The sequence below is a fragment of the Natribaculum luteum genome (assembly GCF_023008545.1).
GTDB classification, from domain to species: domain Archaea; phylum Halobacteriota; class Halobacteria; order Halobacteriales; family Natrialbaceae; genus Natribaculum; species Natribaculum luteum.
Map to the genome: position 1 here is coordinate 418,453 of NZ_CP095398.1, position 18,646 is coordinate 437,098.

The 18,646-nt window shown below is 63.1% G+C and carries 16 protein-coding genes; 5 read left to right on the forward strand and 11 right to left on the reverse strand.

Annotated features, from left to right (window positions below):
- Window positions 1-3 precede the first annotated feature (3 nt).
- Window positions 4-432, forward strand: a complete 429-nt coding sequence (locus tag MU558_RS20565; RefSeq protein ID WP_246976607.1) for a universal stress protein — start codon at window positions 4-6, stop codon at window positions 430-432.
- A gap of 111 nt (window positions 433-543) precedes the next feature.
- On the opposite strand, the gene MU558_RS20570 is transcribed toward MU558_RS20565, so the two are convergent.
- The 3 genes from MU558_RS20570 to MU558_RS20580 all read right to left on the reverse strand — a co-directional run bounded on the left by MU558_RS20570 (window position 544) and on the right by MU558_RS20580 (window position 3,277).
- Window positions 544-1,293, reverse strand: a complete 750-nt coding sequence (locus tag MU558_RS20570) for a plastocyanin/azurin family copper-binding protein (RefSeq protein ID WP_246976610.1) — start codon at window positions 1,291-1,293, stop codon at window positions 544-546.
- Between the two features lie 24 nt (window positions 1,294-1,317).
- A complete protein-coding gene (locus tag MU558_RS20575) occupies window positions 1,318-1,512 on the reverse strand; it encodes a thioredoxin family protein (RefSeq protein WP_246976613.1) in 195 nt (64 codons plus the stop codon).
- Between the two features lie 361 nt (window positions 1,513-1,873).
- Window positions 1,874-3,277, reverse strand: coding sequence for a permease (locus MU558_RS20580; RefSeq protein ID WP_246976616.1), 1,404 nt, complete (start codon window positions 3,275-3,277; stop codon window positions 1,874-1,876).
- A 1,193-nt stretch (window positions 3,278-4,470) separates the two neighbouring features.
- Between MU558_RS20580 and MU558_RS20585 the strand changes: the two genes are divergently transcribed.
- Window positions 4,471-5,028, forward strand: coding sequence for a hypothetical protein (locus MU558_RS20585; RefSeq protein WP_246976619.1), 558 nt, complete (start codon window positions 4,471-4,473; stop codon window positions 5,026-5,028).
- Window positions 5,029-5,184: 156 nt separating this feature from the next.
- Here MU558_RS20585 and MU558_RS20590 read toward each other — a convergent pair whose 3' ends face one another.
- The 8 genes from MU558_RS20590 to MU558_RS20625 form a co-directional block, all read right to left on the reverse strand.
- Complete coding sequence (locus tag MU558_RS20590; protein WP_246976622.1) at window positions 5,185-6,666, reverse strand: CoA-acylating methylmalonate-semialdehyde dehydrogenase; 1,482 nt, start codon at window positions 6,664-6,666, stop codon at window positions 5,185-5,187.
- Window positions 6,663-7,817 carry a saccharopine dehydrogenase family protein gene (locus MU558_RS20595; RefSeq protein WP_246976625.1) on the reverse strand — a complete coding sequence of 385 codons (1,155 nt, stop codon included), beginning with the start codon at window positions 7,815-7,817 and terminating at the stop codon, window positions 6,663-6,665. Before MU558_RS20595 ends, MU558_RS20590 begins: the two co-directional genes overlap by 4 nt.
- A 1-nt stretch (window position 7,818) precedes the next feature.
- Window positions 7,819-9,243 (reverse strand): aldehyde dehydrogenase family protein, encoded by a 1,425-nt coding sequence (locus MU558_RS20600; RefSeq protein WP_246976628.1) that lies wholly within the window; start codon window positions 9,241-9,243, stop codon window positions 7,819-7,821.
- 113 nt (window positions 9,244-9,356) lie between these two features.
- Window positions 9,357-11,048, reverse strand: coding sequence for an aldehyde ferredoxin oxidoreductase family protein (locus MU558_RS20605; RefSeq protein ID WP_322987062.1), 1,692 nt, complete (start codon window positions 11,046-11,048; stop codon window positions 9,357-9,359).
- Window positions 11,049-11,314: 266 nt separating this feature from the next.
- The gene (locus MU558_RS20610) at window positions 11,315-12,472 is read right to left on the reverse strand and encodes an ABC transporter ATP-binding protein (protein WP_246976631.1); all 1,158 of its coding nucleotides are present in this window, start codon (window positions 12,470-12,472) and stop codon (window positions 11,315-11,317) included.
- A 4-nt stretch (window positions 12,473-12,476) separates the two neighbouring features.
- Window positions 12,477-13,607 (reverse strand): polyamine ABC transporter substrate-binding protein, encoded by a 1,131-nt coding sequence (locus MU558_RS20615; RefSeq protein ID WP_246975110.1) that lies wholly within the window; start codon window positions 13,605-13,607, stop codon window positions 12,477-12,479.
- 100 nt (window positions 13,608-13,707) lie between these two features.
- Entirely contained in the window at window positions 13,708-14,562 is an 855-nt protein-coding gene (locus MU558_RS20620; RefSeq protein ID WP_246975112.1) for an ABC transporter permease, read from the reverse strand.
- The gene (locus MU558_RS20625) at window positions 14,559-15,575 is read right to left on the reverse strand and encodes an ABC transporter permease (protein ID WP_246975114.1); all 1,017 of its coding nucleotides are present in this window, start codon (window positions 15,573-15,575) and stop codon (window positions 14,559-14,561) included. The genes MU558_RS20620 and MU558_RS20625 overlap by 4 nt, the downstream gene beginning before the upstream one ends.
- Before the next feature lie 192 nt (window positions 15,576-15,767).
- On the opposite strand from MU558_RS20625, the gene MU558_RS20630 reads away from it, so the two are divergent.
- From MU558_RS20630 to MU558_RS20640, 3 genes are all read left to right on the forward strand, one after another.
- Window positions 15,768-16,226, forward strand: a complete 459-nt coding sequence (locus MU558_RS20630) for an Lrp/AsnC family transcriptional regulator (RefSeq protein ID WP_246975116.1) — start codon at window positions 15,768-15,770, stop codon at window positions 16,224-16,226.
- Window positions 16,223-17,110, forward strand: coding sequence for a dimethylarginine dimethylaminohydrolase family protein (locus MU558_RS20635; RefSeq protein WP_246975118.1), 888 nt, complete (start codon window positions 16,223-16,225; stop codon window positions 17,108-17,110). Before MU558_RS20630 ends, MU558_RS20635 begins: the two co-directional genes overlap by 4 nt.
- Window positions 17,111-17,202: 92 nt before the next feature.
- A complete protein-coding gene (locus tag MU558_RS20640; protein WP_246975120.1) occupies window positions 17,203-18,597 on the forward strand; it encodes an aspartate aminotransferase family protein in 1,395 nt (464 codons plus the stop codon).
- Window positions 18,598-18,646 lie beyond the last annotated feature (49 nt).

Genomic DNA, 18,646 nt, shown 5'->3' on the forward strand with positions numbered 1-18,646 from the left:
GGTATGGCTTCGATCGACAGGGTTCTCGTGGCGTTCGATGGCACACCTCTCTCGACGAAGGCACTCGAACACGCGCTCGACGTCTACCCGGACGCGTCGATTACGGTCCTCCACGTCATCGACTACGTCGAAGAGAGCTACGGCGCGAAAGCGCTGGTCGGTGACGAGACGCTTCAGGAGCGGGCCCACGACCGGTCGGCAGAACTGCTCGCCGAGGCCGAGGAGATCGCCGCCGAACACGACCTCGAGGTGTCGACGGCGACGGAGGTCGGCAAGTCCGCAGACAAAATCGTCGAGTACGCCGATACACACGACAGCGAGATCATCGTGATCGGGAGTCACGGACGGTCGGGCATCTCTCGAATACTCCTGGGTTCGGTCGCCGAAACCGTAATCCGCCGTGCGTCAGTGCCCGTCACCGCCGTCAGGTAGACTCGACTCGAGACCGGCGCGTCGGATCTCGGACTGCTCGAACGACTCGATTCGACCGCGATCTCTCAGTACTCTGGGGAACGTGCTTCTGGAAGCCGGTCTGGCTATCGTTCACCCGTTCTCGCGATCTTGCAACCGTTCACGGCGCCGCTGGAACTCGTCCTCGTCGATCTCGCCGCGTGCGTACTGGCGTCGAAGAGTCGTCATCGCCGAATCGGTGTTCTCTGACCGAGTGTCTTTGCGGTGGCGCGCCCAGTAGAGCACTCCACCGATCACGCCGAGAACTCCGAGTGCACTGCCGACGAATGGGAGACCACTACCCCAGCCTCCGTTCCGTCCGTTCATCATTCCTGGTCCTCTCCCAGACCCCATCATTCCACCACCGGTATCCCCGTCGCCGGTGGAGCCTTCACTGACGCCGGCGGTCCCCTGGTCGACGATCGTCTCGCTTTCGGGTACGTCCCCGTACGGGATCGGGCTCTCTTCGGCTGGACCACCGGGGCTATCGACGACGATTCGACCGACCATCCCGACCGACTCGTGTGGGATACAGTAGTAGTCGTACGTGCCCGGCGTCTCGAACGTCTGCTCGAAGCTTCCTTCCGAGATCGTGCCGCTATCGAAGGCAGTAGCGTCCGATGGGATGCGGTCTGGATAAGCCGTCGCCGAGTGCGACCCAGCTTCGATCTCGAAGCGAACGGTGGCTCCAGGCTCGACGTACAGGCCGATCGGATCGAAGTAGTTGTTGCCCATCTCGACGACGGGCGTCTCCTGTGCGGTCGCTGACTGTGTGAGTCCCGTGCTCGCGACTGCACTCGCTCCGAGCGCTCGCAGGAACTGTCGTCTACTGTGATCTGTCATGGATCTGGTGTCGGTCTCCGTTCGTTATTCGCGGACGATGTCGACGAGCGTCGTGGGCGTCTTCCGGACGCCGTACTCCGCGGCCGTTTCCAGATCGGTCTGAATGTCGACCTCCCGGAACTCGACGTCCGGATACTCGTCCTCGAGGCCGTCGTTTTTCTCCCGCTGTGTTGCGCACGCCCCGCACGTCTCCTGCGTGAAGAGGATGACGTCGATCACATTCTACGCTACGGTCTTGCTTTTTAACGCCATTTCCCTTCACAATCCTGCGCTAAGACTGACCCAAATTTTCGATTCCAAGGGAGGCGTCGAGAGAGGGGTGCTCGAGCCGTGGCGGAACTCATCCGGTTCGCTCGAGCTGGTCTCGTCGGCCACAAGCGTCGGTGTAGACGGGCTGACAGTCAGGCAGCCCCAGAATCGGGGGCGAGGATGTGTCCCTGCCCCGACACGCATCCGTCCGAGCCCACCGATAAGGAAATCCGCCGTGTGGCGGTGCCCCAGGCGGGACCAGCCCGCAATCGGAGTAGTCGAGAGCGGGAATGGAGTGATTCTCGCCTCGATGAGGCGAGGTTCGTGCCTCTCAGTGGTGCTCGTGGTTCTGGGAGGAGTTGACTCCCGAAACCTGCGGGTGTGCGTGCGAGAACGCGGTCGGGTTCTTCTCGAACGAGCGCTTGCACTGGTTCGAGCAGAAGTAGTACGTCTCGCCGTCGTGGGTGGCACTCGGACCGCTCTCGTCGGCCCGCATCCCGCAGACTGGGTCGCGATACTGTCCGGGCGCACCGAGTCCCCGTCGGTAGACGTAGAGGAGGAATCCCGAGAGGGCGAACGCGATCAGGTTGAGGTAGAACCGGTAGTCTCGTTCGAAATACGTTTGTTCGGTCGCGGTCTGCCCGCCAGCGAGGTTCGGGACGATGTCGAGGACGGAGAACAACTGCTCCATGAGAAAGCCAGTGAAGGCCATCGTCACGAAGAAGACGCCGAGGATGTACAGCATCACGGTCCAGCCGTAGTACTTCCGGTAGACGTTCAGGACCGGGATCGTGATGAGATCGGCGTAGACGAACGCGATGACGCCCGCAAAGCTCACCCCGCCGCCCCACAACGCGACGGCGAACGGGACGTTGCCGATACTCCCCACGAAGCTGATGACCGCGATCGCCACGCCCATGACCGCGTTCTCCGCGCTCACGAGCAGTCCGTCACCCTGGAGGAAGAGCGTGTTCCACACGCGCTGCGGGACGAACACGATGACGAAACCCGAGATGAGAAAGCCAGCGACGACGTCCTTCCAGATCATCGACCACTCCTTGCGATACTGGTTCCCGAGCTTGTACCAGCCCCCCCACGACAGGAGTTCGTCCCGCCAGCTGCCGCTTCCCGAGACCGCTTGCTCGTAGGTCTCGAGACAGCCCGCAGAACAGAACTTCAGCGTTTCACCGCCGTCGGTCACGAGCGAGTACTCGTCTTTCCCCTCCATTCCACAGGTTGGATCTTCGGTGATGCCCTGGTCGTGATCGCGCTGGCTCAGTTCCTCCCGGACCTCGTCGAAGAGAGTCTCCGGGAGCGTCAGGTGGACGATGAGCGCCATCACGGCGATGAGGATGATCCCACCGAACAGTTCGGCGACCAGAAACTCCCAGCCGAGCAGGATCAGGATCATCAGCCCCAGTTCGACGATCAGGTTCGTCGAGGCGAACATGAACGCGAGGACGTTCACGACGTGTGCGCCCTTCTTGAACAGCCCCTTCCCGATCGCGACAGCGCCAAAGCTACACCCGCTACTGGCGGCGCCGAACAGCGTCGCTTTCGCGACCCCACTGACGTCTCCCTCACCGAGGACCCGTGCCATCCGCTCTTTGGAGACGTAGACCTGGACGAGACTCGTGATGACGAGTCCCATGATAATCGCCCAGGCAGCGGTCCAGAGAAAGCCGACTCCAATCCGCATCGACTCGAGAATTCCGTCGACGAGCGCGGCTTCCATAGGTAGACTATCGCAGCCTCATTTTTGCCCGTTTCTCTTAAGAAATCGAAGAATAGCCGACCGGATTCTGAACTATCGAAGATATTTCTGACCGCTCATTCCAAGTATGTTCGCTTTAACCAACATCACGAGAACGGCGGTCACGTCTCCTCAGTTCATCTGGACACTCACACTGTGGCTGTCCGTTCGAAAACAGGCAGAAAACTAGCTCGTGGAACACGTCTCGGTGCACCTCGAGGTCGAGAAACCTTGCGACGACGCAACGCACGGGCAGTGGACGACTCGGGCGGAGTGACCTATCGGTACCGCGCTGTGGCCGGTGGTGCGGTGAGCCGTGCAGGCATCGATTCTGCCCATCGCCGCCACGTGATCTGGTTTTGTAGATGCAACGGTGGTGCAACGGAGTTAATCTGGTCGTAGGAATATCCCTGGAAGTCGATCGTGTGCGTATGGAAAGGTGGTACAGGCGATCGATCGTCTCGAGTGGCATAGGGCTCGCCGCGGGGAGGGCTCGTCGCAGCTGTGGGAGCAGGCGAAGAGCGAGGGGCTGAGAATACGAAACCGGTCGACGAGCCAGCGGGCTGGTCGTCGTCTCGCGGGAACGCCGCGTACGTCGCGACCGACCGGTTTCCCGAGCCGGAGGCCGTCGCCTGGACGTACGGGGAAACCGGTGATCTCGCTGCCGTCGACGGCTGCGTCTATCTGCGAACCGACGACGGCGACGTCGAGTGGAAGCGAGCGACTGTCGACGTGGAGGTGGAAGACCGCGGATGGTGGCCGTGGAACGACGACACAGAGGAGTGTTCGTTTAAACAGATCGACGTCGCGGTCGCGGACGAACGCCTCTACGCGATAACGACCGGGGAGCGATTCGAGGCCGTCACGGTACTCGATGCTCGCTCTGGCGACACGCACTGGACGGCTGTGGATCGAGGGACCACCTACTGGGGGCCGACCGTCGTGACCGACGAGAAGATCTACGCCCGCTACGATACCCCGGACCTGACGCTCAGTCCGGACGAAAGCACCAGGACGTTCCGGGGATCTACGAAGGCGGCAATCCCGCCAGTACGGGTGACGTCACGATCACCGCCGGGCGGTATGGCTTTGGAGGGAACGGCTGGTCGAAACGCCCTGGCGGGGTCGACGCCTTCTCCGATCCGCAGATCGCCGGCGAGTCGGTTATCGTCTTCGTGCAGGCCAATCGGCCCTACGGCCGCGATCTCGGTCAAATTATCGAGTTTGACCTTCACGACGGCATCCCGAAGTGGTCGATCTCCGACGACATCGTCGATGCCGGCCGTCTGTCGTCCTCCTTCACCGTCGGTGAAACCGCCCTCTATGTCCAGCACAGAACGAGGGGCCTCGTCGCCATTCGACCCGCGCGACAAGACACGATCGACGACGATAACGAGACCGACGACGATTCCGATGGCGACGCCGACGACACCAGCGGGAACGATACCGACACCAGTGAGCAGGACGATCGAGAATCCGCTAGCAACTCGAGTCCGAAGCAAAACGAAACCGATGCCGATCCCGGGAACGACTCGAACGACACCGACGACGCTGGTGACGAACAGGGGGCCAGGGTAGGGCCATTGAGTCCAACGACACCAGCGGGAGTGCTAACTCCAGCGAGGGCGATGCCGACGACGTCCCCAGCTTTACTGGGGGCGCGAGCCTCGTTGGCGGTGCGCTCGGGCTCGAGTGGCTTCGTCGCCGAGCATCCAGTGACGAGAGACGAATGACGATCCACGTTCTAGGGACGGCGAAAGCCACGGCTTTCGCCTCGACGATCCGTGACCTCCCTAACGGGCGGTGAACGGCGGTCAACCGCCTCGGGGTCAGGCCCCGTGGCATCCGCCTCGTACCGCCTGTGAAGGCGTCACCGCACTGAACGGCGACTACTCCGCGTCAGGCCACCGTTCGATGTACACCGTCTCGTCGGTGTAAAAGCGGATCACGTCCTCGGCCTGGGCGTGGAGGTCGCCGAAGAAGGAGTCCTTCTGGCCGCCAAAGTGGAAGAATGCCATCGGCGCAGCCGTGCCGACGTTGACGCCGACGTTGCCGGCCTCGACGTGGAGCCGGAACTCGCGTGCCTCTCGGCCGCGCTCGGTGAACAGGCTCGCGGCGTTGCCGTACCGGCTCGCGTTGACCGTCTCGAGGGCGTCCTCGAAGCTCTCGGCGCGGACGAGTCCGAGGACGGGGCCGAAGATCTCTTCGCGGGCGATCGACATCTCCCGTGTGACGTCGCCGAAGATCGTCGGACCGAGGTAGAACCCGTCGTTCGGCACGTCGGCCTCGCGCCCATCGAGCAGGAGTGATGCACCCTCGTCGACGCCCGCTTCGACGTACTCTCGGACGGTCTCGACCCGCTCTTCAGAGACGAGCGGCCCCATCTCGGTGGTCGGATTGCCGCCGGGACCGACCTCGAGTGCGGCCGCCCGGTCGACGATCCGCTCGGCGAACTCGTCGTAGACGTCCTCGTGGACGATGGCGATCGGATTGGCGAGACAGCGCTGACCCGAGTTAGCGAACGCGGAACTGATCGTCTTCTCGGCGGCGTACTCGAGGTTCGCCGAGTCCGAGACGACGACGTGGTTCTTCGCCCCGCCCTGCGCCTGGACGCGCTTGCCGTTCTCTGCTGCGGTCTCGTAGATGGTCTTTGCGACCGGCGTGCTGCCGACGAACGAGGCGCCGACGACGTCCTCGTGCTCGAGTAACTGAGTTACCGTCCTGGGGCCGCCGTTGACCAGCGAGACGACGCCTTCCGGAAGGGAGGTCTCGGCGAGGGTCTCGATCAACGCCCGGGCCGTCAGCGGCGTCTTCTCGCTGGGCTTGAGGACGAACGCGTTCCCGGTCGCGACCGCGTAGGGGAGAAACCACAGGGGGATCATGCCCGGGAAGTTGAAGGGCGTGATCGCGGTGAACACGCCCAGCGGGTGACGGATCGCACGCTCGTCGATGCCCGGCGCGGCGTGCTGGATCGACCCTGCCTGCATCAGCGTCGGCGCGCCGCAGGCGACTTCGACGTTCTCGATGCCCCGACGCAACTCGCCGCGGGCCTCGTCGATCGTCTTGCCGTGCTCGGCGACGATCACCGACGCCAGCTCGTCGATCCGTTCCTCGAGCAGGTCCTTGAACTCGAACAGCGGCTGGACGCGCTCTTCGATCGGGCGGTGTCGCCACTCCTCGAACGCCGCCTGTGTCGTCTCGACGGCCCGGTCGACGTCGGCGTCGGAACTGAACGGCGTCTCGGCGATGCGTTCGCCGGTCGTCGAATCGACGACGGTCTGACGGTCGTCGCCGGACGGCTCCACCCACTCGCCGCCGACGTAGTTTCGGACGGGCCGCTCGAGGGTCGACGTCGCTTGCTCGTCGCTCATGGCTCAATGTGCTCCTCTTCGATCGCGATATCTCGCTTGCGGAGTTCGGCGACGAACGCCTCGGGGTCGAGCACTTCCTCGGGCGGCTTCGCACCCGTCTCGAGCGCCTCGCCGTCGCCGACCATCGCGGCCGCGACGCCCATCGGGACGCCGGTCCAGACGGCCGTGGCCTTCAGCCCCCAGTCGTCGAGTCGGGACTCGACGACGACGGTGTAGCGGTAGTGTGCTGGCTCGCCGTCCTCGGTGCCGTGGACGTCGACGCGGAAGGATTTCCACTCCTCGACGGCACCCGGCTTCGGCTGGCGATCGAGGTGCCAGTCGAGGAACTCCCGCGGCGTCGTCTCGACGCTCTTGAACTCGACATCCTCCTCGCTGGTGAGGTTCAGTCCGATGAGGACGTCACAGATGTTCACCAGATCGGGCGAGAACGCCACCCGGAAGTCGACGGTGTCGACGCCCTCGAACGTCTCCGGCATCGTCGCGAGTTCGGAGTGGATGCTGTGAAAGCCCTCGACCTCGCCGACGGGATCGGGCATCTCGTACGTTTCGCGGCCCGAGAGCGGTTCTAGCGTCTCGAACTCGCCGTCCTCGTAGACGACCGGCTCCATCGTCAACTCGTCGAGGATCGTCTTCGCGGAGTAGGCGAACCCCTCGCCGCCGCCCTTTGCGCCGGTGCGGATGTGAATCTCCGCGACCGAGTCGAGCCGCTGGCCGCCCCACGCGGCCGCGACGTTCGTCAACCCCGGACTCGCGCCGATGCCGAGGACGGCCGTCAGTCCTGCCTCGTCGAACGCCTCGTCCAACTCGAGTTGGTCCTGGGTCTTGTGGTAGAGGCCGCCGAGGTCGAGGTAGTGACAGGCAGCCTCGAGACAGGCTTCCATCACGTCGACGTTGAACGCGTACGGGAGGGCGTTGGCGACGACCTCGCCGTCTTCGATCGCAGCGACGAGCGCCTCGTGATCGGTCACGTCGACTTTCGCCGTCGTGATCGTGCCCGTGTACTCGCCGTCGCGCAGGTCCTCGGCGAACGCCTCTGCAGCCTCGAGGTCCGCGTCCGCGATCAGCAGTTCTTCGACCGTCTCGTTCTCCGCCAGTTCCCGTGAGGTGGCCCGGCCCATCGCGCCGCAGCCACCGAGTGCAGTTACCTTCATGTTAGTAATCTTTATAGTTCATCATGACCGCTTTCACCTGCGTCATCGCCTCGAGGTGCCACTTGCTGCCGTAGCGCCCGCCCGATCCCGAGTCGCCGTAGCCGCCAAACGGGAGCAGTCGCTCCCAGTAGTTGTTCGTCTCGTTGACGAAGACCCCGCCTGCCTTCAGGCGGTTCGTAGCGTCGTGTGCGCGCTCTAGCGAGTCGGTGAAGACCGCAGCCTGGAGGCCGTACCGCGAGCGGTTGGCGATCTCGATCGCCTCGTCGTAGCTCTCGGCGCGGATGATCGGCGTCACGGGACCGAACGTCTCCTCGCGGGCGATCGCCATCTCCTCGGAGACGTCGTCGACGACCGCGGGTTCGTAGAACAGGCCGTCGGTGTCGCCGCCGGTCTCGAGCGTCGCACCCCGATCGACCGCGTCGTCGACGTGTTCGACTGCCTTCGCCTGGATGCGTTCCGAGACCATCGGCCCGACGTCCGTTCCCTCCTCGAAGGGATCGCCGAGGGCGAGTTGTTCGGTCTTCTCGACGACCGCGTCGACCAGTTCGTCGTGGACGTCCTCGGTCGCGATGACGCGTTCGGTCCCACAGCAGACCTGGCCGGCGTTCCAGTTCGACCCCCCGACGATGCTCTCTGCGGCGTGGTCGACGTCCGCGTCGTCGAGGACGAGAATCGGGTCCTTGCCACCCATCTCGAGCAGACACTGTGCGTTCCGGTCGGCCGCGGTCTTCGCGATCCCCTGTCCGACCTCGGTACTCCCGGTGAACGCGATCAGTCGAACGTCCTGGTGTTCGACGAGCGCCTGTCCCGTCTCGCCCGCGCCGGTGATCAGGTTGAACGCACCGTCGGGGAGACTCGACTGGTCGAACGCCTTCGCGATGTGGTAGGCCGTAAGCGGCGTCTCCTCGGCCGGCTTGAACACGACCGGGTTGGCCGTCGCGATGGCCGAGTAGATGCTCCCGCCGGGTACCTCGAGAGGGAAGTTCCACGGACTGATCACCGCACACGGGCCGTAGGGCTCGCGCTGGGTGTAGGCAAACCGACCCCGGTGCTCGGAGGGGACGACGTCGCCGAACAGGCGAATCGCGTCGTGGCCGTAGTCGTCGCTCGAGGAGATGACGTACTCGGTCTCCTCGTAGGACTCGTGTAGCGGCTTGCCTTCCTCGTACGTGATGCCCTCTGCGATCTCGTCTTCGTGTTCCTCGAAGTACTCGGTGACCTCGTCGAGCACCGCCGCGCGCTCGAAGGCCGTCATCTCCTCGAGTTCCCGCTGGGCGCGCCGCGCGGCCGCGACCGCCTCGCGGACGTCCTGCTCGGACGCTGCCGGGACGGTATCGATCACCGACCCGTCGACCGGGGACTCGACGTCGATCCCCTTCGAGGAATCCGCGTCGACCCACTCACCGTCAATGTATAACTGTCGCATGCGTGTGTCGATCTACCAAATGGAGCGAGGGTGGAAAAGTTTTTCTGAATTTTCCCAATCAAATCGTAAAATGTCCGAGATACAATCCGATATAGCCAATATACTTCGTGGAGTCAGGCTGAACCGAATTCGGCGAGGTCGAGTCGCTCGAGCGTCTCCGGCGTCGGTTCGCCGTCGTTCGTCCACCCGCGCAGCTCGTAGTACTCCGTCAGCATCGTCTCGAACGCCTCCTCGGTAATCTGATTGCCGTCGGCCGGACCGCCCCGTTCTAGCGGCCGTTTCATCCGCTCGGGGAGTTCGTCGTCCGATCGATCGAATCCCTCGCGCACGTTGAATAGCCGGGCGAGGTTCCAGGCGCGCTCGCCGACGGTCTCGAGTTCCGCCGCGTCGACGTCGTAACCGAGCGCGTTCAGCCACTCGGCGACCCGATCGTAGTTGTAGGCGGTGAAGTCGCAGGTCACCATGCTGTAGGTGAGCGCGCGCTCGTCTTGCTCGTCGACCACGACCGCGGCGTGGCCTGCGGTGTCGTACGGATCGCGCTCGCCGCCCATCGCGTCGGAGCCGATCGGCCAGGCGCGCTGGTGACACGCGCCCCGGTCGGAGGTCGCGTACGCGAGCGCCATCCCGAACGACGCGCGCGGCTCGTACGCCGGGAGTTCCATCCCCTTGACCTCGACGGCTGCCTCTCGAGCGCGCTGATCGCCGTCACAGAGCCGTTCGGCGGCGACGGCAGTTCCTTCGGCGAGCGCGTCGCCGATCCCCTCCCGGTGGGCGATCTCCTCGATCAGGCGGGCGGCCGCCTCTGCGTCGCCCCAGTCGATGTCGTACTCGAGGAGTCCCGCTTCGACGCACTCCATCACCCACGAGAGGGCGTTGCCGAGCGAGATCGTGTCCATTCCGAGCGTGTCCGCGCGGGTCGCGAGTTCCGTCACGGCGGTGACGTCGGTGATGTCGGTGTTCGCGCCCATCAGACCGATCGTCTCGTACTCCGGCCCCCAGTCGACGCTCGCGTCCTCGAAGGCGCCGTCGACGTCCGACTCGGAGAAGTCGGTGACGTGACCACAGGCGACCGGACAGCTGTAACAGGAGTCGGTGTCGACGTGGCCCGACGAGAACGCCTCGATGTTGAGGTCGTCGGCGTCCTCGATCCGGCCGCGCGTCCAGTTGTGCGTCGGCAGCGCGCCGATCTCCTGGGTCCAGTCGACGACGAGCTGCGTGCCGCCGTTTCGCGCCCAGCTCACCTCCTCGCTCGTCCCGAGTCGCTGCGTGTGCTCGACTCGCAGGTCGCGGACGTCGGGGGCCTCCGGCGGTCCACCCGCGGTGGCGACGACCGCCTTCAGGTTCTTGCTCCCCATGACGGCACCGACGCCGCCCCGTCCGGCGTGGTGAGTCCCTTCGTCGCTCGAGATCGTCGCGTATCGTACCAGGTTCTCGCCTGCGGGCCCGATCGCAGCCGTCTTCGTTTTGTTGCCCTCGAATCGCTCGGCCGTCTCCTTCGTGTCGAGGCCCCACAGGTCGGTGGCGTCTTCGATCGTCACCCCGTCGTCGGTCACGTGGAGGGAGACTGGCTCGTCGGCTTTCCCTTCGAAGACGATACCGAGGTGGTCCGGCAGCGCCCACCGCAACATCGTCGGGAAGTGCCCGCCGGAGTAGGAGTCGACGAACGCGCCCGTCAGCGGCGACTTCGTCACCACGGCGTACCTCGAAGTTCCTGGCGCGAAGCCGGTCAGCGGGCCGAGCATGAAACACAGCCGGTTCTCGGGACCCAACGGGTCCGTCCCGGGCTCGAGTTCGTCGAGGAGCAACGCCGCCCCAGCCCTTTGCCGGAGATGAACCGGTCGCGATACGACTCCGGGACGGTCTCAGTTTCGACGGTTCGATCGGTGAGGTTCACCCGGAGGAGGTATCGAAGTTCCTGTTCCTCGCTCGCCTGATCGGGCTCCGTGACATGTCGTCTCGAGCGTTGGCCTCCACGAACATATACCTATCCGAAAATAAGTCGATATCTGGACATGTACAATGAAATATCTTCGCCAGCCACTCGCTTCAGTCCAGAATCCTCGAGCGCGCCCTACCGGGTGAGGACGACTGCGTTCTCGCGAGACCAGCCGACGCGGATCGTCTCCCCCGTCGATCGGTACACGCCCTGGTCGCGGATCTGCATGTCGACCGTTAGCTGGTGGCCGTTCTCGAGGCGGACGACGAACTTTCCGAGGTTCCCCTTGTAGATCTCGTCGACGACCTCACCCTGGAATTCGTTGTCCTGCCCTTGGGCGTCGGCACCGAGACGAATCTTCTCCGGCCGGATCGCGAACGATGCGTCGTCCGCGTCGGTGGCTTCGGTGTCGCGGGAGACGGCGAACTCGAGACCGTCGGTCGCGATCACCGCACTGTCGTCGGTTTCGCGGTAGCTACCGCGGACGAGGTTCGTCTCGCCGATGAAGTCCGCGACGAACTCCGTCTCGGGCTGTTCGTAGATTTCGGTCGCGGTGCCGAGTTGCTCGATCTGACCGTCGTTCATCACCGCAATCTGGTCGCTCATCGTCAGCGCCTCCTCCTGGTCGTGCGTGACGTACACGAACGTGACGCCGAGGTCTTCCTGGAGGTTCTTCAACTCGACTTGCATGCTCTTTCGCAGTTTGAGGTCGAGGGCACCGAGCGGTTCGTCGAGCAACAACACGGCCGGCTCGGTCACGATCGCTCTCGCGAGCGCGACCCGCTGTTGCTGGCCGCCCGAGAGCTCGCTGATCGCCCTGTCTTCGTAGCCGGGCATCTCGACGAGCTCGAGCACGTTCGCGACACGTGCGTCGATCTCCTCGCGGCCGTGACGATCGATCAGCCCGCCGAGGGCCTCGCGCAGCCCGCCCGATCGAGTGACCGTCCCGCCGTCGGTCGCGTGGGAGTCCGGTAGCCCCTGGCGCTCGAGCCCGAAGGCGACGTTTTCGCCGACGGTCATGTGCGGAAAGAGCGCGTACGACTGGAAGACCATGCTCGTGTCGCGTTCGAACGGCGGCACGGTGTTGACGCGCTGGTCTCGTATGTGGACGTCGCCTTCCGTCGGCGTCTCGAATCCCGCGATACAGCGCAACGTCGTCGTCTTGCCACAGCCGCTGGGCCCGAGCAGCGTGAGAAACTCGCCCTGCTCGATCTCTAACGAGAGGTCGTCGACGGCGACGACGTCGCCGAATCGCTTCGTGATGTTCGACAGTTGAACGTCGTACTGGCTCATTCGTTCACGCGTTCTGGATCTCGGTCCAGGCCTGGTCGTACGTTTGCGTCGCCTGTCCGATGTTCTCGATGAACTCGAGTTTCTCCATCGTTTCGTCGTCCGGGTAGATCGACTCGTCCTCGAGGATCTCGTCGTAGATGTACTCTCCTGCAGCTTCGTTCGGACTGCCGTAGTACGTGTAGTTCGTGACCTCGGCGCCGTTTTCGGCGTCGAGGAAGTAGTTGATGAACGCGTGTGCGGCGTTCGGGTGACGCGCCTCTGCGGTCACGGCAGCCGTATCGATCCAGACGACGCCACCTTCGGAGGGGATGACGTAGTTGACTGGGGAGTAGTCCTCGTCCTCGTCGTACGTCTCCCAGTAGGCGATGAAGATCTCACCGGACCAGCCGTGAAGGGGACTGTTCTGCTCGTTGATGAGGTTCGTATCGAAGTTCGTCGAGTCGTACGCGCGAAGGAGGTCTTTCTGCTGGATGAGTATTTCTTTGGCCTCCTGGATCTCGTCCTCGTCGGTGGTGTTCAACGAGTATCCGAGCCGTTTGAGCGCGACGCCCATTGTCTCGCGCATGTCGTTGAGCATCGTCATCTGGCCCGCCCAATCGTCGTTCCAGAGTGCGTCCCAGGAGTCGATTTCGACCTCGCCGATCATGTTCTCGTTCCATCCGATTCCGGTGGTTCCCCACTGATAGGGGGCGGAGTATCGCTCCGAGCCAGGATCGTACGGGGCATCCTGGAACCTCTCCGAAAGATTATCGAAGTTCGACAGCGCGTCGAGATCGAGGGGCTGGATCATGTCCTGCTCGTGGAGGATGTTGACCATGTAGTCACTCGGGAAGATGAGGTCGTACTGGTCGGTCCCACCCGCCTGCAGGCTGTTGAACATCTCCTCGTTCGACGCGAAGTTCGAGACGTTGACGTCGACGTCGTACTCCTCCTCGAACGTCTGCACGAAGCCGTCCGGCCAGTAATCTCCCCACTGGAAGATGTTGAGGCTGTCTTCGGGATTGTCGATGTCGATGTCTGCACTGCTAGTATTGTTCCCGTCACTGTCGCCGCCGAGACAGCCGGCGAGGCCAGTGAGTCCGACTGCTGCGAGCTCGCCGGCCGACTTGAGAACGGTTCGTCTGTCCTGATGCATGTCGTGCGTGTTCATACCAATCAACCTTATTCTTTTCGTCAAAAGCAGGTCTACGTAATAAGGATTATGGATAACTGGAGATATACCGAAATTATTTATGTTACCAGACTGGCCCTTCGATCCACTGTGCGAGTGCAACGACGAGTAGCGTCACGATGAGAATGAGCGACGCGATAACGTTCACGCCCGGCGAGATTCCCTGCCTGACCATCGAGAAGAAGAAGATCGGAAGCGTGTTATCCCGACCGATGACGAAGAACGTGACGACGAAGTCGTCGAAGCTCATCGCGAACGCGAGCAACGAGCCGGCGATCACGCCCGGTTTGATCACCGGGAACGTCACGTATCGGAACGTTTCCAGTTCGTTCGCGCCGAGGTCCATCGCGGCCTCCTCGAGCGTCTGGTCGAACGACTGGAGTCTGGCGGCGACGACGACGGCGACGAAGCTGATCCCGAACGCGATGTGGGCGATCATCGCCGTCTGGATCCCCAGGGTCATGCCGACGATGTTGAAGAACAGCAGTAACGAGATCCCCATCACGATGCTCGGGATGATGATCGGCATGTAGACGAGTCCGACGAACAGCCCCTTGCCGGGGAAGTCGTACCGATCTAGCGCGAACGCGAGCATCGTTCCGAAGACGGCGCTGACCAGAACCGTCACGGCGGCGATCTCGATCGAGTACACGAGCGACTGGAACGCGGCGTCGGGATTGACTCGCGCGATGGTTTCGCCGGCGAGCAGGGCCTCGTACCACTCGGTCGTGAGCCCTTGCCAGACGACGGCGTGTCGGGAGTCGTTGAACGAGAGCGCGATGACGACGGCGATCGGAACGTACAGGAACAGGTAGACGAGCAACGCCTGGAAAGCGAGCGCGACAGTGCCGTACTCAAAGACGCGAGAGCGCGCCCGACGCACGCGCTGTAGGAACGATGGGCCGTCAGCGAGACTCACGCCAGATCACCCTCCCCGTACCGCTGGTAGATCGCAATCGCGGCGAGCATGATCCCCATGAGTATGAACGATCCAGCGGATCCGAGCGGCCAGTTTCCGGCGGAACCGAACTGGTTGGCGATGAAGTTCCCGATCATCTGACTTTGTGTGCCACCGAGCAGTTCGGGGATGACGTACGCGCCGGTCGTCGGGATGAACACGAGGATGCTCCCCGCGACGACGCCGGGCATCGACAGTGGGAAGATCACGCGCCGAAACGCCTCGAAACGGTCGGCACCGAGGTCCATAGCCGCTTCCTTGAGGGTGAAATCGATCTGCTCGATGCTGGCGTAGACCGGCAGGATCATGAACGGAATCCATATGTAGGTCAACCCGAGCAGCACCGCAAACCGCGTGTTCATCAGCGACTGTCCCGCCTCGAAAAACGGCAGGACCCCGAGTGCGTTCATCAGGATACTGTTTCGTGCCAGAAGGATCTGGATCGCGTACACGCGAACCAGGTACGACGCCCAGAACGGCAGGATGACGAGCACGAGCAGCAGGCTCTGGTAACGAGCAGGTGCGACGTGTGCGATGTAGTATGCCGTTGGATAGCCGATGGCGAGCGACACGAGCGTCGTCACGAGCCCGTACGCGATGCTCTTGATCGTGAGTTGGACGTACGGCGTCGGTTCCCCAGCAGCGAGACCGAGTTCGAAGGGAACCACGCTGTCGACCATCCAGGAGATCGTCCACCAGATCGCCTGCAGAATCGACGCGTCCTGTGGCACGAAGAAGAGCTTGTACTGCTGGAGACCGACGTTGCCCGGGCCCAACAGCACCTCCCCGAACGCGCCGCGCTGGCCGAAGCTGTAGTAGAACATCACGCCCAGCGGGATCAGGAAAAACACTGTTAACCAGAACGCACTCGGTGTGATGTTCACCACCAGTCCGGTCCACTGATTCCGGCGGACGGTCCGTATTGCCCGACGGACAGGCGATTCGCCACCATCAACACTGTGCTCATTTCCCATGTGTGTCCTTCTCGATCATTGTCCTCCCGAACACCAAATAAGTTTTGACGAAGACGTCGATTTGCCGACGATATTCTACTTCCAATGCCACATTCGGCAAACGTTATACTGAGCGGACGAGAACGAAGGGTAACGACGACCGAAAAATAAACGATGAAAACACATAGAACACGAGAGCCGAAAGGAAGCGGTATGGAACTCGACGAAGTGGACTGGAAGATCCTGAAGATCCTCCAGGCCGACGGACGAACGGCCCTGTCCGAGATCGCGCGCCGACTCGACATGGGGTCGGCGACGATCCACGAACGAGCGAATCGACTGGAGTCTGAGGGGTACATCCGGGAGTACCGGGCCGTACTCGATCCGCAACTGCTCGAGATCGACCAGGTGGCGTTCGTCCGCATCAGCACCGAACCGGGACGGTTCTCGGAGGTCGCCGAACGACTCGTCGAGGAACCGGACGTCCAGGAGATCCACGAAATCACCGGCGACGCCGACCTGCAGCTAAAGGTGCGAGTCAGCGAGCGCAGCGAGCTCACCGACCTGCTGCGGCGAATCGGCGCTTACGAGAGCGTCCGCGAGACGTCGACCGACGTTGCGCTCCGGAATGTCAAGGAGGAACAGGCGCTCAACCTCAGTACCGACCGATGAGCACGATATGGGACCTCTCACCCTCGGTTCGCTCGGAAGTCGGTTGTCTGGAACGGGTACTCGTCCACGAGCCGGGCGCCGAGTTCAACACGGTCGTCGACCCCGATGCGTGGAACTGGGACGGCCTCCCGCGCCAGAAGAAAGTCGTCGAGGAACACGAAGCACTCGTCGACGAACTCGAGAGTCGCGGCGTTACGGTCCACTACCTCGGTGACGTCCCGGAGCAGTTCGCGGAGTCACTTTTCGTGCGCGACGTCGCTTTCGCCGTCGAAGAGGGGATGTGCATCGGCAAGATGGTCGAGGAGACGCGACGCGGCGAGGAGCGTCACGTCACCGAACGCTGCGTCGAACTCGGCGCGCCGATCTACCACTCGGTGCATGGCCCCGGAAGCTTCGAGGTCGGGAACGTCGTCTGGGTGGCCGAAGGGACTATCGCGATCGGCCGCTCCCAGACGACCAACGCCGAGGGGATCCGACAGGTCCGGACGCTGCTCGAGACCTACGACATCGACGTCGTCGAGGTGCCGATTTTCGGCAGTACCAACAGCACGGGCCAGACGCACCTGGCGCTCGTCTTTTCGATGGTCACGCCGGAGCTCGCTCTCGTATACCCGGAAGCAGTCCCGGACGAGTTCCTCGAGCTACTCGCCGACCGTGGCATCGACGTTATTCCGGTACCGATGCGCGAACAGCGAAATCGGGCGACGAGCACGATCGTCGTCGAACCGGGCTCGGTTCTGCTCCCGGCGGGTAACCAGACCGTCCGATCGGCGCTCCGTGATCGCGGAATCGACGTGACGGAGCTATCGATCAGGGAGACGAAGAAGGCTGGCGGTGGGTTGAAGGGCCTCGTGTTACCGCTCGAGCGCGCCTCGCTCGAATGATATTTGTCAATATCCAAATTGAAGCAGACTAATTTCGGATGGTTCTCTCCCACACCAAAGATTTATTGGCACCCCCTGCGTCGTTGTCGCCGATGAGTCTTGGTGACGAGGAGCAAGAGTACGATCACGCCGAACTGCTGCGTCAGCGAACACCCGAGAGCGAACAACTACACGAGCGTGCGGCAGACGTGACGCCGCTGGGAGTCGAATCGAACGTCCGTGCGTTCGATCCGTACCCCTTCTACATCGACGAAGCGGAGGGGTCGCACGTATACGACGTCGACGACAACGAGTACCTCGACTTCCTGCTGGCACTCGGGCCGATCATCCTCGGACACGGCCACCCCGACGTTCGCGAGGCGGCGAAAGCGCAAGTCGACACGTGCGACCTCACGGCGACGCCCCAGCCGGTCGCCATCGAGTTCATGGAGAAGATCGTCGACCTGACGCCGAGCATCGAGATGGTTCGCCTCGCCAACAGCGGAACCGAGGCGACGATGCACGCGCTCCGGGTCGCCCGCTCGTACACAGGCAAGGACAAGATCGCCAAGCCCGAAGGCGGGTACGCGGGCGCACACGACTACGCCCTCCAGAGCGTCTACGCCAGCGAGGAGGCCCTCGGTCCCGCCGACCGACCGAACACGGTCTCGTACGGAACCGGAATCCCCGACGTCGTCAGCGACACCGTCGTCGCGTTCCCGTTCAACGACAAGGAGGCCACGGAAGAGATCCTGCGCGAGCACGCCGACGACCTCGCCGCGGTCATCATCGAGCCCGTAATGTTCTCGTGTGGCTGTCTCAAACCGCGCGACGGCTACCACGAGTTCCTCCGCGAACTGACCGAAGAACTCGACATCGTCCTCATCTGGGACGAGGTAATGACCGGCTTCCGACTGGGACTTGGAAGCGCCCAGGAACGGTTCGGCATCACGCCCGACATGACCACGTTCGCGAAGGTCGCCGGCGGCGGCTACCAGACCGGCGGCTTCGGTGGCAAAGCAGAGATCATGCGCGAGATCGAACCGCCAGAGAAAAAGGAAGACGAGAAGTGGCACTCTTCTGCGTTCCACGGCGGCACCTACAACGGCCACCCCGTCTCGGCCGCAGCGGGACTGAAGACGCTCGAGATACTCGAGGAGGAAAACGTCTACGAGCACATCGAACGTCTCGGCGATCGGCTCTTCACCGGCTTACAGGAGGTCGCCGACGACGTCGGCCTCCCGGTGAACGTCCAGCACGTCGGATCGATGGGTCAGGTGTACATGACCGATGCAGACATCCACTACTACCGCGACAGCTGGAAGGCAAACGACGAACAGTTCGCCGACTGGTGGCTCGAGGCCGCCGGCCGCGGCGTACTGTTCGGCAACCCGATGCAGGGCGAGCGGTTCTTCACGACGTACACGCACACCGACGAGCAGATCGATCACGCACTCGAAGTCGCCGAAGAGGCGTTCCGCGCGGTCGACCACCCGTACGACGACTGATCGATCCATGAACGCCAGTCAGGACTCCGCAGCGCGGACCGCCGACGTA

Coding starts and splice junctions, on each gene's coding strand:
- MU558_RS20615 (WP_246975110.1), bottom strand. CDS start 13,607: ATGCATCAGGACAGACGAACCGTTCTCAAGTCGGCCGGCGAGCTCGCA.
- MU558_RS20625 (WP_246975114.1), bottom strand. CDS start 15,575: ATGGGAAATGAGCACAGTGTTGATGGTGGCGAATCGCCTGTCCGTCGG.
- MU558_RS20595 (WP_246976625.1), bottom strand. CDS start 7,817: ATGAAGGTAACTGCACTCGGTGGCTGCGGCGCGATGGGCCGGGCCACC.
- MU558_RS20590 (WP_246976622.1), bottom strand. CDS start 6,666: ATGAGCGACGAGCAAGCGACGTCGACCCTCGAGCGGCCCGTCCGAAAC.
- MU558_RS20570 (WP_246976610.1), bottom strand. CDS start 1,293: ATGACAGATCACAGTAGACGACAGTTCCTGCGAGCGCTCGGAGCGAGT.
- MU558_RS20640 (WP_246975120.1), top strand. CDS start 17,203: ATGAGTCTTGGTGACGAGGAGCAAGAGTACGATCACGCCGAACTGCTG.
- MU558_RS20580 (WP_246976616.1), bottom strand. CDS start 3,277: ATGGAAGCCGCGCTCGTCGACGGAATTCTCGAGTCGATGCGGATTGGA.
- MU558_RS20565 (WP_246976607.1), top strand. CDS start 4: ATGGCTTCGATCGACAGGGTTCTCGTGGCGTTCGATGGCACACCTCTC.
- MU558_RS20630 (WP_246975116.1), top strand. CDS start 15,768: ATGGAACTCGACGAAGTGGACTGGAAGATCCTGAAGATCCTCCAGGCC.
- MU558_RS20635 (WP_246975118.1), top strand. CDS start 16,223: ATGAGCACGATATGGGACCTCTCACCCTCGGTTCGCTCGGAAGTCGGT.
- MU558_RS20600 (WP_246976628.1), bottom strand. CDS start 9,243: ATGCGACAGTTATACATTGACGGTGAGTGGGTCGACGCGGATTCCTCG.
- MU558_RS20610 (WP_246976631.1), bottom strand. CDS start 12,472: ATGAGCCAGTACGACGTTCAACTGTCGAACATCACGAAGCGATTCGGC.